The 15,173-nt window shown below is 35.8% G+C and carries 17 protein-coding genes; all 17 read right to left on the reverse strand.

The features are described 5' to 3' along the window. Positions 1–99: 99 nt before the first annotated feature. The 17 genes from OZX59_RS04455 to OZX59_RS04535 all read right to left on the reverse strand — a co-directional run bounded on the left by OZX59_RS04455 (position 100) and on the right by OZX59_RS04535 (position 15,139). Positions 100–666, reverse strand: a complete 567-nt coding sequence (locus OZX59_RS04455) for an aldose epimerase (RefSeq protein WP_277126936.1) — start codon at positions 664–666, stop codon at positions 100–102. Positions 667–943: 277 nt separating this feature from the next. Then, positions 944–1,231, reverse strand: coding sequence for a type II toxin-antitoxin system HicB family antitoxin (locus OZX59_RS04460; protein ID WP_277126938.1), 288 nt, complete (start codon positions 1,229–1,231; stop codon positions 944–946). A 246-nt stretch (positions 1,232–1,477) separates the two neighbouring features. Next, complete coding sequence (locus tag OZX59_RS04465; protein WP_277126939.1) at positions 1,478–2,248, reverse strand: serine hydrolase; 771 nt, start codon at positions 2,246–2,248, stop codon at positions 1,478–1,480. Beyond that, positions 2,248–3,288: a dipeptide epimerase gene (locus OZX59_RS04470; RefSeq protein WP_277126940.1), complete on the reverse strand. Its 1,041-nt coding sequence runs from the start codon at positions 3,286–3,288 to the stop codon at positions 2,248–2,250. The genes OZX59_RS04465 and OZX59_RS04470 overlap by 1 nt, the downstream gene beginning before the upstream one ends. After that, positions 3,285–4,289, reverse strand: a complete 1,005-nt coding sequence (locus tag OZX59_RS04475; protein ID WP_277126941.1) for a serine hydrolase domain-containing protein — start codon at positions 4,287–4,289, stop codon at positions 3,285–3,287. The genes OZX59_RS04470 and OZX59_RS04475 overlap by 4 nt, the downstream gene beginning before the upstream one ends. A 2-nt stretch (positions 4,290–4,291) precedes the next feature. Beyond that, entirely contained in the window at positions 4,292–4,777 is a 486-nt protein-coding gene (locus OZX59_RS04480; protein WP_277126942.1) for a PTS sugar transporter subunit IIB, read from the reverse strand. Between the two features lie 15 nt (positions 4,778–4,792). Continuing rightward, positions 4,793–5,629 (reverse strand): PTS system mannose/fructose/sorbose family transporter subunit IID, encoded by an 837-nt coding sequence (locus tag OZX59_RS04485; protein WP_277126943.1) that lies wholly within the window; start codon positions 5,627–5,629, stop codon positions 4,793–4,795. Continuing rightward, positions 5,622–6,443, reverse strand: a complete 822-nt coding sequence (locus tag OZX59_RS04490) for a PTS sugar transporter subunit IIC (RefSeq protein ID WP_277126944.1) — start codon at positions 6,441–6,443, stop codon at positions 5,622–5,624. The genes OZX59_RS04485 and OZX59_RS04490 overlap by 8 nt, the downstream gene beginning before the upstream one ends. A 154-nt stretch (positions 6,444–6,597) precedes the next feature. Then, positions 6,598–6,987: a PTS sugar transporter subunit IIA gene (locus tag OZX59_RS04495; RefSeq protein ID WP_277126945.1), complete on the reverse strand. Its 390-nt coding sequence runs from the start codon at positions 6,985–6,987 to the stop codon at positions 6,598–6,600. Positions 6,988–7,081: 94 nt separating this feature from the next. Further along, positions 7,082–8,515 carry an MFS transporter gene (locus tag OZX59_RS04500; RefSeq protein ID WP_277126946.1) on the reverse strand — a complete coding sequence of 478 codons (1,434 nt, stop codon included), beginning with the start codon at positions 8,513–8,515 and terminating at the stop codon, positions 7,082–7,084. Between the two features lie 179 nt (positions 8,516–8,694). Then, entirely contained in the window at positions 8,695–10,800 is a 2,106-nt protein-coding gene (locus OZX59_RS04505; protein ID WP_277126947.1) for a PTS sugar transporter subunit IIA, read from the reverse strand. Between the two features lie 31 nt (positions 10,801–10,831). Further along, complete coding sequence (locus tag OZX59_RS04510) at positions 10,832–11,122, reverse strand: PTS sugar transporter subunit IIB (RefSeq protein ID WP_277126948.1); 291 nt, start codon at positions 11,120–11,122, stop codon at positions 10,832–10,834. A 39-nt stretch (positions 11,123–11,161) separates the two neighbouring features. Beyond that, positions 11,162–12,559: a PTS transporter subunit IIC gene (locus tag OZX59_RS04515; protein ID WP_277126949.1), complete on the reverse strand. Its 1,398-nt coding sequence runs from the start codon at positions 12,557–12,559 to the stop codon at positions 11,162–11,164. 15 nt (positions 12,560–12,574) lie between these two features. Continuing rightward, entirely contained in the window at positions 12,575–13,030 is a 456-nt protein-coding gene (locus tag OZX59_RS04520; protein ID WP_277126950.1) for a PTS sugar transporter subunit IIA, read from the reverse strand. 112 nt (positions 13,031–13,142) lie between these two features. Next, entirely contained in the window at positions 13,143–13,871 is a 729-nt protein-coding gene (locus OZX59_RS04525) for an L-ribulose-5-phosphate 4-epimerase (RefSeq protein ID WP_277126951.1), read from the reverse strand. A 228-nt stretch (positions 13,872–14,099) separates the two neighbouring features. Beyond that, positions 14,100–14,312 carry a hypothetical protein gene (locus OZX59_RS04530; protein ID WP_277126952.1) on the reverse strand — a complete coding sequence of 71 codons (213 nt, stop codon included), beginning with the start codon at positions 14,310–14,312 and terminating at the stop codon, positions 14,100–14,102. Further along, complete coding sequence (locus OZX59_RS04535; protein WP_277126953.1) at positions 14,312–15,139, reverse strand: type II CAAX endopeptidase family protein; 828 nt, start codon at positions 15,137–15,139, stop codon at positions 14,312–14,314. Before OZX59_RS04535 ends, OZX59_RS04530 begins: the two co-directional genes overlap by 1 nt. Positions 15,140–15,173 lie beyond the last annotated feature (34 nt).

Genomic DNA, 15,173 nt, shown 5'->3' on the forward strand with positions numbered 1-15,173 from the left:
TTATTTACCTGAATAATTAATTAACAATGAATGTATTATAGCAAAAAAGGCAAATCAATGCTGATTTGCCTTTGATTTCTTATTAAAATCATTACAATCTTAGTTAAGCGTCAAGCTGAGATGATATTCCGTATTACTGTCACCAGCAAGAAGCTTGTCATCTTGAACAGCGCAAACACGTCCGTCACCGACTTGCAAATTCAGTTGCGGTGACGATAATTCTAATTTAAGCTCATCTTGCGTTAATTCTACATTTTCCATGATTGGTTCAATCTGCCAATCTACAAGCTGATCTAATACCAGTTTTAAAGAAAATGGCATCTGCTTATGCGAATTGTTTTGTACATAGCATTTTACTGCTATCCGGTTTCCTTCAAGTTGATAAGTCAAAATTACTTCAAAATGATACGGAAACTGCTTATAGCTAGCAGTATCATCGATTAAAGCAAAACTGACTTGTGTATCTCCCTTATCAATTATCGTCCAGGGCAATGAACTCGCCAAATTATCTTTTTGCTCATTTTCAGCAAAAAAAATCGCAAGCTTACTTTGGTTAATTCCATTTTTGAAATAATCACGCTGATTGTTAGGTGAAATCACACTAACCAGTTCTGCCCCCTGCTCATCAATCGACAGTCGTAAAAGAGAATTTTCAATTGTCTGCATAATTCACTCCAAACTTTTTCCCATTTAAAAATAGCACTCAAACCCTAACTCTGTCAATTTTGATTAAAACTAGCAATTTGGACAATCAGAGAAACTTTCCTAAGTGAGTATCAATTATAGTGCCACCAAGTTATACTCGTTTAATAACTTTTGAGTTAAATTGATAGTCAAAATCAGTTCAATATAATATAATTAGTTTGTTCGCGAGAATTATAATAATTGATTTTTGGAACAAGTTAATACAAAAAGTACCTCAGTTTCTGAGGTGCTTTTTTGTTTAAATTCGATAATTTATTCGATCACGCGCTGCTTCAGTCAAGTCAGCTGATACTGGTGCCACAAAAGAGCCATCATCTGCAAGCTCAATATCATCAATTGCAGTAATTTTAGGCAATTGTGCTTTATTGTATAACCTACTTGCCAACGTATCAGCAGCCATTTTAAGTGATTCTCGCAAGCCTTGTCCTTCAGTAATCGCGCCCTTAACATCAGGAAAGCTAATTACATACACATCATCTTCCAATGGTTTAAAAATGGCAGGGTAGGTAACAATTCTATGGTCCATTCAACAATCCTCCTTGTTTACGCTATCATTTCTCCTATAGTAATCATATACCTAAAAGTGCGAAATGTAACAATAAATCATTAAAAAATTAGTTTTAGTAAAACAGCGCCAAAATGTTAACATCTAAATCAAAATCAACATTTTATTTTTATTCAACTTAAAAAAATTTATAAATATTATCATGCTGATTTAATCTTAAATATCAAAAAAGCAATCATCAAAATTTAATTGAAGATTGCTTAATTTTTATTGTTGATATTCTACTAAAGTTTGACAAAGCAAACGACCAACTGACTGCAAAAAGGTTACTGCCTGGCTTCTTTTGCCAGTGGCATATTTAGTCATTACCACACAGTCAAGCCAAGCATCACCGAGATAAAAACGTGCAGCATCATGGTCATACCCAAGTAATTCACCAGTTTTATTGTACGTTTTAATTTTAGTATATTCACCAATATTAACTGGCCAAACCAATTTATCATGACTCATTTGATGGTGCAGACTTACCTGCACGGTTTGTCCATATTCATCTTGATAATCAAAACAAGCTGCTAATAATTGCGCTATGCTTTTAGCAGTTGCCAGATTCTCGCCATTAACTGCTAGTGCCATCAAGCGCCGCTGCAGTAATACTTGAGGATAATTTTGGTTAAGCCATGCCTGAATTTTAGCTAATTGCCAAGTCGATAATAACGCATTGGTAGCAGTATTATCTGACTGAATTAACATCAGCTGTAACAGGTCTTTTACCGTATATGTCTGCGGTGAAAGTAATTGCAGCGTTCCGGCACCACCAACAATATCTGCTGGTAATAAAGTAACTTTTTCTGTTAATAATTCTGGCTTTTTAAGAGCTATTTGTTGCCCATATTCAGCAATGCCTAATTTGATCAGGCTTGCACATGGCCATAGCTGACTAGAATTAATTGCAACTTCCATTCCCCACGAACTAGATAGGTAAAGTTGATAATCAATTTGCGGTTGTAATTTAGCAATTTTTTGTTTAAAATCTGACATTATTTTATCCGTAATTCTGGCCCATTTAATATCAGTCCTTCTGGAACTTCTTTAGTCATATAAACAGAATCAAGATCAGCAAATTTTACATTCTCATGACTCGCTGCAAAGGCAATTGCCGCCTGAATACTATTGGTTGGCTCAATCATGCAGCCAATCATGCAGGAAATCCCAGAGGCAGCACAAATATCATTAATTTTTTCAGCTTCAGACAATCCACCGGTTTTCATTAATTTAATATTTACGTAATCCACTGCATGCTCACTGCATAGGCGAATTACATCTTGATAAGAAAAGGCACTCTCATCCGCCATAATTGGCAAAATGTGCAGCTGCGTTAATTCTCTTAAACCTGCAATATCATTTGCCGCTAATGGCTGCTCAACAAATTCAATTGGCAAATTGGCATTAGCTAGTTCACGCAATGCTTGAGCAGCTTCCATCCGGCTCCAGCCCTGATTAGCATCAAGGCGCAGCTTAATCTGTGGTCCTACAGCTTTACTGATTGTTGCAATTAAATGCAAGTCCGCTGCAATCCCATTAGAACCAACTTTGATTTTTAATGTAGTAAAACCTTGCTTAACAAACTCTTGGGCAGCCGCGACCATTTGATCAAGTGGCTTAATTCCCAAAGTCATATCAGTAGTTACCGCAGCCTGCCTACCGCCAAGCAATTTAACTAAACTAGTCTGATAAGTCTGACAACGTAGATCGTATAAGGCAAATTCAACAGCAGCCTTAGCCGGTTGATTATCTTGAATCGCGTTTTTTAAAATTGCTAAATTGCTAGACCAATCCTCAAATTCACAACCAATTAAGCTGGGAATGATAACATCTTCTAATACTGCTCGACTACTTGCTAAAGTGTCACCAGTTACCACCTCATTGGGAGTACCTGTACCAACCCCAATTAATCCATTAGCCAATGTGACCTTTACCTGAACTGCTTGAGCAGCAGTGACAGTATGACGAGCCGTTGTAAATGGAGTTTTTAGCGGTAAACTTACTATTCCTACTGTTATTTCAGTGATTTTTGTCATTGATTCCACTCTCTCTTACGTCCAAAAAAGGCTTGTAATAGTTGCCTTCTAGTATGCACAAAGCCTTTATTAGTTCTAGTCGGATAAATTCGATTAGTCAAACAAACAAAGCCAGTGTGCTTTTGACGATCAAATGCAATTGATGTGCCAGTAAATCCGGTATGCCAGTATTGCTCATCATGACTCCAACGTTGCCAACCAAGAGTACGTGCACCAACATCATACTTTGCCAGCAAATCGAAAGCCGCTTGCGGCATTACCTGTTCATTAGGTGTTAATCCGCTTAAAACACGGGTAAATTTAGTCAAATCAGTTAGCGTACCAAACAAACCTGCATGACCACTAACACCATTAAGTAAATGTGCCTTATAATCATGCGCCTCGCCCTGAACTAGACCGCGTTCTTCCTGATATTCAGTTGGCACACAAAGGCTAGTGGCAATATGTAACTCTGGTTGATAGAAGGTATGTGCCATATTCAATGGTTTAAACACATGCTCTGTAATACTTTCTAATAAATCACCATCAACTTGAGCAATAATCCAACCTAATAAAATAAAGTTTAGATCTGAATATTCCGTTTTAGTCCCCGGGGTTACTTGCGGTAAACTTGCCAAAACCTGTTCTTGTAGCTCAACTGACGTTAATTCATGTACATTAGGCAAATCGGCAACTAGCCCTGTTCGATGCAACAACAATTGCTCAATAGTTAATTCCTTAGCTGCTGCTTTAGGCAAAAACATACCTAAAGTATCAGTTAAATTAATCCGTCCGTTAACAAGTAATTGTAAACATCTGGTAGTAGTCGCAATCACTTTAGTTAACGAAGCAAGATCATAATATAAATCAGGGCTCACGGGCTGATGCTGTTCGCCTTTACCCGTAAAGCCCCAATATGTATATTGATTCTGTTGCTGACTAATTAAACTAAAGCTGACACCATAAATTTCTTGCTTAGCAATAGAGTCCTTTAATTCAGTTGCAATTACTTGCTCCTGCATAACTATTTTTCCTCAAGAAAAGTTGCAATTGAAGCATCTGATTCGTTAGGAACCATCTGGGCTGTAATCTTGATCCCCTGATCCAGCAGACGATTAATTGTCGCAACATCATCTGGTGTCAAATTGACTGACTTTTTAATTGCCTTCGAGCCTTCTTTTTCAGAGATATTACCCACATTGAAGTTAGTAATCGGTGCTCCGCCATCAATCAGGGCAGCCATATCAGCAATGTTTCTAGTGATAACAAAAACTTTGTCATTAGTGTATTTAGCTCCCGGTTGTAAATTAATAATGGCCTTTTCAATACTAGAAATAGCCAATTTTTTACCTGCTGGACGAGCCATCTTTAAAGCAGAAATTTGTAAATCATCATGAACTACTTTATCATTAGCAACCATTAAACGATCAGCACCAACAGTATTGGTCCATACTGTTGCAACCTGACCATGGATCATTCGCTCGTCTACACGAGCTGCTACTACTGTCATCCTCTTACCTCCAGATTAAAATAGATTAGCAATAAAGCTGCAGATTGGTTGTAAATTTCCTAGGACTAAGCCTAACGCAATTAGTACGAAAATTAGCTTCGTTGAAGTCATCTTTTTCTTACCTAAAATCCAATAGGAAAATAGTGCAATTAATAGTGGCAATAATCCTGGCATAATCTGATCCAGCATATCTTGCACATTCATCGAAACTTTACCAACCTTATAAGTTAAGTCAAGCTTGTAATTAATTACTGAAGGAATCATCCCGCCAACAACTGTTAATCCCAGAATTGACGCTCCTTCAGTGAACAGTGACATCTTATCTGAAAAGGTTGTCGCAACCTTGCGCCCTTCCTTTAAACCAATCATGAATAGTTGCCAACGTGTCCAAGTCATAGCCAAAAACCCAATAATTGGCACAAGTAGACCAATCCATTGACCTGCTAAAGCTAGATACGCTGCAATTGAATAAATAATTGCGTTATAAATCGCAATAAAAACAGTATCACCAACACCAGCAAATGGTCCCATTAATCCGGTTTTTAATCCAGTAATGGCTTCTTCACTTTCATCAGTTAATCCCAGCTCGTCTTGCATCGCAATATCTGCACCAACGATAATATGACTCATCTGAGGAGTAGTATTAAAGAAAGCAGTTTCCATCTTTAATGCTCGCGTCATCTTCTCTTTGTCATCTTTGTATAATTTTTTCAAAGCTGGAATAACGGAATAAGCATAACCTAGTCCTTCCATTCTTTCATAATTCCAGCCTAATTGAATTCCTAACCAAGTATGTACAAAGACTTTGCGAATATCTTTTTTATTCAAATGTTTTAAATTTAATTTAGACATCGATGTCAACCTCCCCATCACTAGAACCTGTTGTTACCGCTTCTGATGTACCAGTTGCAGGCTCGGGTGATGCCGAATTTTTAGTAGCATTGGTAACGTGAATTGCAGCTAAAGCCAAACCAACTAGGGCTACACCGAGTAAGGAAAAGCTCTTAGCAAAGTACGCCATCAACACAAAGCCAATGATGAAATATGCAAAATACTTCTTAATAGGTAGATAACGTAACAAAATCGCAATTCCCATTGCTGGCAAAATAATTCCGGCAGTCTTCAAGCCGTTCATCAGCCATTGTGGAATCCAAGCATTAATTGCCTTAACTACAGCTGAACCGAAATAGAGTCCGACAAAAACTGGAATTGCACGTGACAGTGTCCACGGTAAGATACCTAGCAAGTTAGCCCTTTCAACACCTTTATAGTCACCTTTATCTGCATACTTATCCGCTAAACTCTGAAAGTATGAGTTAGTCAATCGACCCAAGATATCCATCTGTGTCAACAATAAACCGATCGGAATCGCCAAGCCAATTCCATATGCAACACCGCGATGCGCAATAATCGCAAACGCCGTTCCCATAACAGAACCTGATAAAAAGTCAGGTACAGTTGCTCCGCCGTATGTTCCAACACCTAAAGTTGTTAGTTGCAACGTACCGCCAATTAACAAACCTGTTTTCAAGTCACCCATTAACAAACCAGTTACTGCACCAGCAAATACAGGTGAATACAGGCCGATCTTACCGGCCAAGGAATCTAATTGGGCAATTGCAACATATAATGTCAAGCAAATTAAAGTTACCCATGATATTGCCATTTTAATTCTCCTTCGATCTTAAAATTTATGTAAAACTATTTTTACTAATATCTTAGTATATCAGAAAAAAACTGATAAAAATATTTTTGATAAAAATAAAGAGACACAAATAATTATTTTCAACCATTCGTGTCTCTTGTTTTTTTGAGTAGAATTACTTCAATTTCTCGTTGACATCTGCAATGCCATCTTTGGCCATTGAAATTAATTGTGCCTTATTTAATCCGTTGTCCATCATCGATTGATTAGCAAACTCAATAATTAATGGCAAGTTAATCCCACTAATTACCTGAATATTAGGATATTTAGCCAGCAACCTGATTACCACATTAGAAGGAGTCCCACCTAATAAATCAACAGCTACCACTGTCTCTTCATCCTCAGTTTGATTCAAAAATTCTTCAGCAGCACTTTGTAAATCATCAGGACCCTGATCTGGGTTAAGACCAATTGCTTGTACATTGTCAAGTTCACCCATGATTAGCTCTGCACTACCTAGAGCTGCCTTAGCCATTTGTCCATGGCTCATTAATAACATCCGCATACTTTCACATTCCTTTCAATTACAAGTTTTTCAAACATACCAATTTTAGCATTAAATATTGTCGGTAGACAAATTTTTGTCGATATCAAAATAGTTAGTTTTCTTTTCTAAATAATCGCCAACCACTCAAAATCACAGTAATTGCACATATGATGATTGAAATTAAGAAAACCACGTGCATCCCAAAAATAAAAATTTCTGGTTCTTTAGGTAAATAACCCGTTACTCGTGCTCCCTTAGCATGACTCATTGCAGTAAATAAGACAGTGGTCGCACTTGAGATCCCAATTACCATCCCAAGATTTCGTGACAGCGAATTAATACTACCTGCAACACCCAAGTCCTTTTGCTTAACCGAACTCATAACTAGCGAATTATTAGGAGAACTGAAAATTCCACTACCTAACCCCATAATCGCAATACAGCTGATAAATAGCCAAATTGATGAATTCAAATCACAGAAGAAATAGCCAATCTGACTAATCAGCATTAAAACTAGACCAATAAATGTAATTAGTTTAGAACCAATCTTGTCAGAAGCCGTCCCAGCAACCGGAGCGACAAATAGTTGCACAACTGGCATAATCATTAAAATATATCCTGTTGTACTAGGAGCTAAATGACGAGCATTTTCTAAATAAAATGGCGTAACTACATTAAAGAAGAAATTTGTAATAAAAATTAACAGGGCACATAGTAAACTAATCGAAAAGTCTAAGTTCTTAAATAAACCAAAGCGTAGTAGCGGATTAGCAGTATGATTCTCAAGATAAACAAACCAAACAAAACTAGCAACACCAGCGATTAACATCAAAATAACTGGTAAAGCACTAAATCCCAACTGTTGTCCTAAAAAGATGCCGCCAAACAGCGTAACCATTCCTAAAGCAAAGCTAAAAGTTCCTAGCTTATCAAGTGATGTTTTAGCAAATGTAATATCTTTAGGCAAAACAACAGCACCAATAATTGCTGCAATTATTCCGACTGGCACATTCAACCAAAAAATATACGACCAAGATAGCTGGCTTAAGATTACTCCGCCTAGTCCAGGACCCGCGATCGAACCCAAAGCTACGAATGAACCAATCGTCCCCAAAGCCCTACCACGTTCTGTTGAAGGAAAAATTTCTGTAATTATTCCATTATTGGTAGCCATCGTCATGGCGGCACCAATTGCTTGAATTGCTCGCGCAACTAGCAGAAAGACCAAGTTTACTTTAATTCCTGATAACAGTGAACCAGTAATAAAGAAAATTGCCCCTAAACGAAAGATTTTGATTTTTCCATGTAAATCACTTAGCTTACCAAAAAATAAAATTAAGCTACAAATAACAATCAAATATAGCGATGAAACCCATTCAGACTGACTCATCGTAATACCTAGATCGCGACTAATTACTGGCAATGCAATATTGACAATCGTACCGTCAAGCGTTGACATGAAAGTAAACAAGCCAACTGCAACCAAAATCCACCAACGATTTTTTTGCACCTTAGTGTCAGCTTGATAACTTAAATTCTGTGCCATTATTATCTCCCTCTTTCAATTTTATAAAATTCAAAGAATTTATCACGTAACTATGACACACAAATTATACACTTTATTTCATCTTTTAAAATGGCTTTTTAGTAAATTAATCTGTAAATAGCAACACAAGCAAAATACACGATTCAAAAAATCAAACCGTGTATTTAATTAGCTATTTTTCAATAAACTGATAGCAAAAACTTTCTAGCTTCTTTGGGCGTTTTTGCACTAAATAATTGCTCAATATCCCCACTACCAACAATATCAACTAGTTGTTCCAAAGCCCGCTCATGCTCACGATTTAATCCAGGTGATAAAACAAAAATACATTTTACCCAGACACTTTGATCGCGCGCCTTTATTTCTAATGGCATATCTAATCGAACAAGAGATAACCCAACTGCGCGACTACTATCACTAGGAGCAGCGTGGGCTAAAAATATATTATTTGCAATTAACATGTATGGACCATATTTCTTAATCAGTTTAATAATCTCTTGAAGATACGAATTAGCAATGACTCCATCTTGCTCAAGTATTTGACAACCTATTTGTAAAGCTTCTTCCCAAGAAAGACTTGGTTTATTCTTCAAAAACTTAATATGATTAGTTGGTAATAAACTTGCCAAACTTGGTAAATCAAATTGATTATTTCTATTATTTTCTGGAAAAATAAATCTATCTAAATTTGAACGCAAGCCATTTTCATCTTTTACATCTGCATATTCATTAATAATAGTCACTAGTCTGTCTACCGCACCTGCGTTATGTTCAATTTGCCGCGGCATATTTTCACGCAAAAATTTTTCAATAATATTCTGATCATGCTTAGTCAAGACTGCCTTGACATTTACAACCGGAATAGGATAAGTTGCAGTATTCAAACTAGCGGTACTAATTATTAACTTTGCCTGGTAATTATAGTTAAATACTTTGGGGATATCACGTATCTCTAGTGGTAGTGAAAACTTAATCAGTGGATATAATTTAGTTAACTCATAATAAAGCATTGCTGAAGTACCGATGCCACTAGAACATACTACTAGAACTTCTGCCAGTGAAGCCCTTTTTACCTTATCTGTATTAGAAAGATCTTGATAATCCTGGTTGTTTGCCGAGCCAAAATAAAGACAGATCAATGCTATCTCATCACTTGGTAATTTCTTATGTAAATATTGTTCAAGCGGTACACAAGCAATTGCCGTAAATTTAATTAATTCTGGATATTGTCGCTTAATTTCATTAACTTCATTTGAAGTAAACGGAATTCCAAATTTTACTCGAAAAAATGTCGCATATAAATGATTACACAAGACTTTGGTGAAAATTTTATAAGAAATTTGTTGTTCTGTTAATTGCTCATATCTAAAAATCATTTCTTGAGCAATATGATTTAAATCATCGTACAATTTTTTATTAACGCACCCAACTTCTGTGGCTTGTGAACAAAGAATAACTTTACTTAAAAAAGTAACTTCACCTTTAGAATAACTTTCCCCAACAAATAAATTCAAAATTTCTGTGCAAGTTGGTAATACAGTCGAAGTATTAGTGTCGATCCAATAATAGTCTGCATCATCTCGCAGACTATTATCATTTACAATTCGCCATTTGCTAAAGACCAACAAATAAGTTAATAGCTTAATTGAATTTTCAGAAAAATTCATCTGTAATTGCTGTTGAGAATTTAGAATTATTTGTTTAGCTTTTACCAATGAAAAGTCTAGCTGTTCAATAAACCTAAGAACCAGCTTATTATCATGTATTAATAATTCATAAATAGTAGTTCTGATATCGATTTCATTGCCAGTAATCTTATGCCCTAAACGTGAACTCGTAATAGTCAATTGTGGGAAACTTTTTTTAATAATTTTAAAGTCACTAATGACTGTATTACGAGAACAATCAAACATTGTCGCGAATTTATTAATTGAAACATTATCATTCTTATTAATTAAAAATAAGATAATTGCTGTTTGTCGCTCATCAGAACTTAAATCCTTGTGTGAATATTCAGTCAAGTTAGGCAATATCTCAGAGTCTGATGTTAACTGCAGCTTGGTTCGATCTGATATTTTATATCCATAGTGTGATACATTAATAATCTTATCTAAATTATTCTCCTGTAAAAGCTGATTAATCATACTTAACCAATTAAAGGAAGTTCTGCGTGAAATATTAAAGTTTGCCATAATTTCATTTAGACTAACAAAATCAGGTGCCTTTATTAAGTAATCTAACAGTTTCTTCACATTTAATAATTTAGTAGATTGCTTTTTTATCACACTAATCACCCTTCTTATTTCTTAAAATTGTTTAGAAGTTCAAATCCTTAATGATCTCATCAATTACTTGATCAATCCCAATATTAGTTAGCAATGCAAGTCCATTAACAACTGGTACTTTAACCTCATCATTGTCATATTGGGTAGTTGTAATAACTAAGTCATAATCAGAAGACAGCGATTGAACCTGTGCAACTGAGGATTGCCCTAATGTATATTGCTCTTCAGTAATTCCGCGCTTTTTTAATTCTTCTTGTAACTTATTCATTGCAGATGTACTAGTAACAACTCCAGCACCACAAGCAACTAAAATCTTTTTCATAATAATTATCTCCTTATTCTTTTTGATATAAACTTAAAATTATTTTTTATCTTCATCACTAGTCAATTGTTGTTCTCCAGCAATAATTTTGCTTCTATTCCACCAACATAGTCCGATGATTAAAATGAGTCCAATGGCATAAGCAAAGATTTTATACGGTGCAATCTGTACAATTAACCAAGGAAATGGATTTGAACCGTAATCAATACTAGAAATAAGTGAGGAACCTTTAGGAATTGCAAAGTGAGCTGCACGAGCACATTTAGTGACTAACGGTGCCAAATTAGTGCCAATCCATAGTCCTAAAACCACATTAACTGCACCAATGATAAATGATCTAAAGAAATCACCATGAGTAACCGAAACAATTAATGGAAACATGAAAACAAACCCTACTAGCCCAATCGTTGGTAAAAACTTGTTTCCTGGTAAAATAAACGCAAATAGCAAGGCTACTGGAATCATCAACGTTGCACAAGCTAGAACAACAGGACTACCAATTCCAACCGCAGTGTCCATACCAATATAAATTTTTCTTTTACCAGAGAACTTCTTTTGGGTAAAAGATTGAATTGCATCAGACACAGGAACCACACCTTGCAAAAGTAATGCAGCCATCTTAGGGGTAATAATCATGACAGCGGATAGAGTTACACCCATCAGCATTATCTTTCCTAATTTAGTGGCAATTGTCATTCCTGGAATAAAACCATAAGCTAAAACACCAATGATAATACCAATCGCAAAACCCAACAGTGTTGGTTCTCCCCATGAACCAAACTTCTTATTAAAGTCTTTGGCATCCATATGAATTTTATTAATACCTGGAATTTTATCAATAATCCAATTGATTACTAATGCGATTGGCACAAATGAACCTGCATAGCCATGTGGCACCGAAATTCCTGGTAATCCTAAATACTTTTCAGAAAGTGGCGCAGTTCTATCGGCAATCACCATAATAACAATCATGTTCACACTAGCTAAAAACAAGCTAAGTACAATGTCTTTAGTCAGAGCATAAACAAGCGAACCACTGAACGCAAAATGCCAAAAATCCCAAATATCAACATCAATTGTTGAAGTAGTTTTAGTGACTAACATCAATAAATTAATTGCAATTCCTAACGGAATCATACTAACTCCAACTGCTGTGCCATAGGCTATTGCTGAAGCAGATGGCCAACCTACATCAATCACTTCTAAATTTAAATGCATTACCTGAATCATGTTTTTGATTGCAGGATTCATAACATCGGTTAGAATCGAAACTGTTGCATTTAATCCAATAAATCCTATTCCGACCATTAACCCGCCACGTAAAGCCTTAGTAAAAGGTACACGAACGCACAGTCCAAATATCAACATAATGATGGGAATTAAAACAGTTGGCCCCAGACCAACAATGTACATGATAAAATCGATAATTGATTTCATAACAAGTCCTCCTAACTATTCAATATATTTTGAAATACTTTTATAAAGCTGCGCACTATTGTTAATTAGGCACAAGCTGCTTAGTAGCTCTTGATTTTGAAACAGCGCCATTAATTTTTGTAACATTTTAACTTGGCTATGTGGATTTTTCAGTGCAAGCATAACCACTATCTGCACATCCAAGCATTCATCAGTCACAGCCATATTATGAAACTTAACTGGATGTGCTAAAGTAGCAAAAGTAATTGCAGCCTCATTGACATACTGAACATCGGTATGCGGAATAGCGACGGCTACTTTGCCGCTAGGCAATCCAGTGGGATGAACTCTTTCACGATCTTTAACTGCTTGTTCAAAAGTGCTCTTAACTTTTTTAGTATCCATTAAGTGATCAGCTAGATAATGAATGATTTCATCAGAAGTTTTAACTTCGACTTGTGCAAAAACTAAATCTGGACTTAAAATTTCCATTTATTCACCTCCTCAAATCCTATTTATCACACAATTAATTTAAGCATTAAAAAAAGCGCTTTATAAGTCACAGAGATTAACTAAATTTAGTGCACTTAATTGACTACTAGTCTTACTTATGTTTAGCAGGATCTTTTGATGCTGCACTATTTTGCCCATAATAAGCATTCTGACCATGCTTGCGATAATAATGCTTATCTAATAAATATTGGGGCAATTGACTATCTGCCCTAGTTAATTGCAAAGTGTGATAATCTTCTTGGGCTACAACTTCTAAAACCTTAGCATTATAAACTGCTTTTGCTGGATCTTCTCCCCAACAAAACGGCCCATGTTGACTAACTAGTGCTCCTGGTGTTGCTGCATAATTAAGACCACGCTCTTGAAAAGTTCTAACAATTGCCTTCCCAGTATTAACTTCATAATCTTCTGTAATCTCTGCCTCGGTTAAAGCATCCGCTGCTGGAATAGCATTATAAAAGGTATCGGCATGAGTCGTGTTCATCGCTGGAATATCCATTTTGGCAGCCGCAAACGAGACAGCCCAAGGTGAATGCGTGTGAACTATCCCACCAATTTTGGGAAATTCGTTATATAAAACCGTGTGCGTTGGTGTATCACTGGAAGGATTAAGTTCACCTTCAACAACCTCACCTTTTAAGTTCACCACTACCAAGTCGGCCGGCTTCAGTTCTTCGTATGCAACACCTGATGGTTTAATCACAAACAAGCCACTGACACGATCAATTCCCGACACATTTCCCCAAGTAAAAGTCACTAAATCTAGTTTTGGCAATTGCATATTAGCTTGGTAAACTTCCTCTTTTAACTTTTCCAACATACTAATTCATCCTTTCTAAACTTATAATAGTCATTCAATCATTAGTTGAACCGAACCATAAGACAAGTATTGATAATATTTTTAGTGCAATCGTTTAACTAAATTAAAGAATTATAGAAGCTTTTAAGTAGTCCCTAGCTTACTTTGTTTACTAAAATTCTGTATACAAAAAATCCAGCTCAGAAATTCTAATCTCTGAACTGGATTTTTTTGTATATTAAATAGCTATTATTTTCTTGGATCGGACGTCAACTTGACAAAAGCATTGATAACACTCAGACCAATTGAAATTACCAACGCCCAACCTAAAAAGCCGTGTGGTGTATTATGTGTCAAGATTGGCTGCGTAAACAAAGTTTGCTGTTTTACCGCAACGATTAGTAACACTATCGTAATCAGCCAACTAAGCGTAGTTAATCTACTAAACAGTTTAGCCACCATTATTCTACCTCTAATTCTTCATTAGTTTTAAATTTGTAAATTAGGACCATACCTAAAATTAAATTGACTAGCAATTCTAAAACTACACACTGGACATCAGACAATGGTAACAAATCTTCCCAACAAGTATTAAAAAACCATGCGTTAAAATCATTAGCAAAATGTAGCAACATTGGTAAAAACAAATTTTGACTACGTAAATATAGCGCCCCATAAAGAAAGCCACCTCCGGCAGCCGATATTACTTGCAACATAAGTTCTTGAAGATTTGGTTGATCATTCAAAATGACATGCCCTAAACCAAAAATAATAGAGGTAATTAGCAAAGCCCAAAAAACTCCCAATTTTTGTTGCTTCATTCGCCTAACTAATGCAACTAAAACAATACCTCTAAACCAAAGTTCCTCAAAAATTGCTGGACCAAAGGTAAAACATAGATTAGACAAGTCAGTAGCGTTAAAACCAATCTTAGTCGTCGTAATACCATATACTTCGCTTAAAAGAGCAAAAAGACCAATTATAATGACTTCAGGCGACCAGCGCCAGTTGCCAAAATCCAATGGCTCCTTCAACCACTTTTTATTTAACCAAAGCAAAAACCAGACAGCAATAATATATCTCAAAACTGTAAAGGGCGGCGCCAAACTTTTTATTAAAGATACAGCCGTGGTCCTACTTATCCTTGCCAAACGATATACTACGGTAGCAACTAAACTAGGTGCTAGAAAATTAATAAGAATAGCAATTATGACAAACGCCAATTCTATTACGATTGTAAATAAAATCGGTGACCAGATACTCTCATTATTAAATTTTATTTTTTTCATTCTTTTCCTCCAATATTATATAATAATATTATTC

This window comes from Lactobacillus sp. ESL0681 (assembly GCF_029392835.1).
In the GTDB taxonomy this organism is placed as follows: domain Bacteria; phylum Bacillota; class Bacilli; order Lactobacillales; family Lactobacillaceae; genus Lactobacillus.

What these genes read in the sequence shown, in the direction of transcription:
- OZX59_RS04480 (WP_277126942.1), bottom strand. Translation starts at nt 4,777, where the DNA reads ATGACAGTAGTAGCAGCTCGTGTAGACGAGCGAATGATCCATGGTCAG.
- OZX59_RS04500 (WP_277126946.1), bottom strand. Translation starts at nt 8,515, where the DNA reads ATGGCACAGAATTTAAGTTATCAAGCTGACACTAAGGTGCAAAAAAAT.
- OZX59_RS04455 (WP_277126936.1), bottom strand. Translation starts at nt 666, where the DNA reads ATGCAGACAATTGAAAATTCTCTTTTACGACTGTCGATTGATGAGCAG.
- OZX59_RS04495 (WP_277126945.1), bottom strand. Translation starts at nt 6,987, where the DNA reads ATGCGGATGTTATTAATGAGCCATGGACAAATGGCTAAGGCAGCTCTA.
- OZX59_RS04465 (WP_277126939.1), bottom strand. Translation starts at nt 2,248, where the DNA reads ATGTCAGATTTTAAACAAAAAATTGCTAAATTACAACCGCAAATTGAT.
- OZX59_RS04485 (WP_277126943.1), bottom strand. Translation starts at nt 5,629, where the DNA reads ATGTCTAAATTAAATTTAAAACATTTGAATAAAAAAGATATTCGCAAA.
- OZX59_RS04470 (WP_277126940.1), bottom strand. Translation starts at nt 3,288, where the DNA reads ATGACAAAAATCACTGAAATAACAGTAGGAATAGTAAGTTTACCGCTA.
- OZX59_RS04490 (WP_277126944.1), bottom strand. Translation starts at nt 6,443, where the DNA reads ATGGCAATATCATGGGTAACTTTAATTTGCTTGACATTATATGTTGCA.
- OZX59_RS04525 (WP_277126951.1), bottom strand. Translation starts at nt 13,871, where the DNA reads ATGTTGGAAAAGTTAAAAGAGGAAGTTTACCAAGCTAATATGCAATTG.
- OZX59_RS04515 (WP_277126949.1), bottom strand. Translation starts at nt 12,559, where the DNA reads ATGAAATCAATTATCGATTTTATCATGTACATTGTTGGTCTGGGGCCA.
- OZX59_RS04530 (WP_277126952.1), bottom strand. Translation starts at nt 14,312, where the DNA reads ATGGTGGCTAAACTGTTTAGTAGATTAACTACGCTTAGTTGGCTGATT.
- OZX59_RS04520 (WP_277126950.1), bottom strand. Translation starts at nt 13,030, where the DNA reads ATGGAAATTTTAAGTCCAGATTTAGTTTTTGCACAAGTCGAAGTTAAA.
- OZX59_RS04475 (WP_277126941.1), bottom strand. Translation starts at nt 4,289, where the DNA reads ATGCAGGAGCAAGTAATTGCAACTGAATTAAAGGACTCTATTGCTAAG.
- OZX59_RS04510 (WP_277126948.1), bottom strand. Translation starts at nt 11,122, where the DNA reads ATGAAAAAGATTTTAGTTGCTTGTGGTGCTGGAGTTGTTACTAGTACA.
- OZX59_RS04535 (WP_277126953.1), bottom strand. Translation starts at nt 15,139, where the DNA reads ATGAAAAAAATAAAATTTAATAATGAGAGTATCTGGTCACCGATTTTA.
- OZX59_RS04460 (WP_277126938.1), bottom strand. Translation starts at nt 1,231, where the DNA reads ATGGACCATAGAATTGTTACCTACCCTGCCATTTTTAAACCATTGGAA.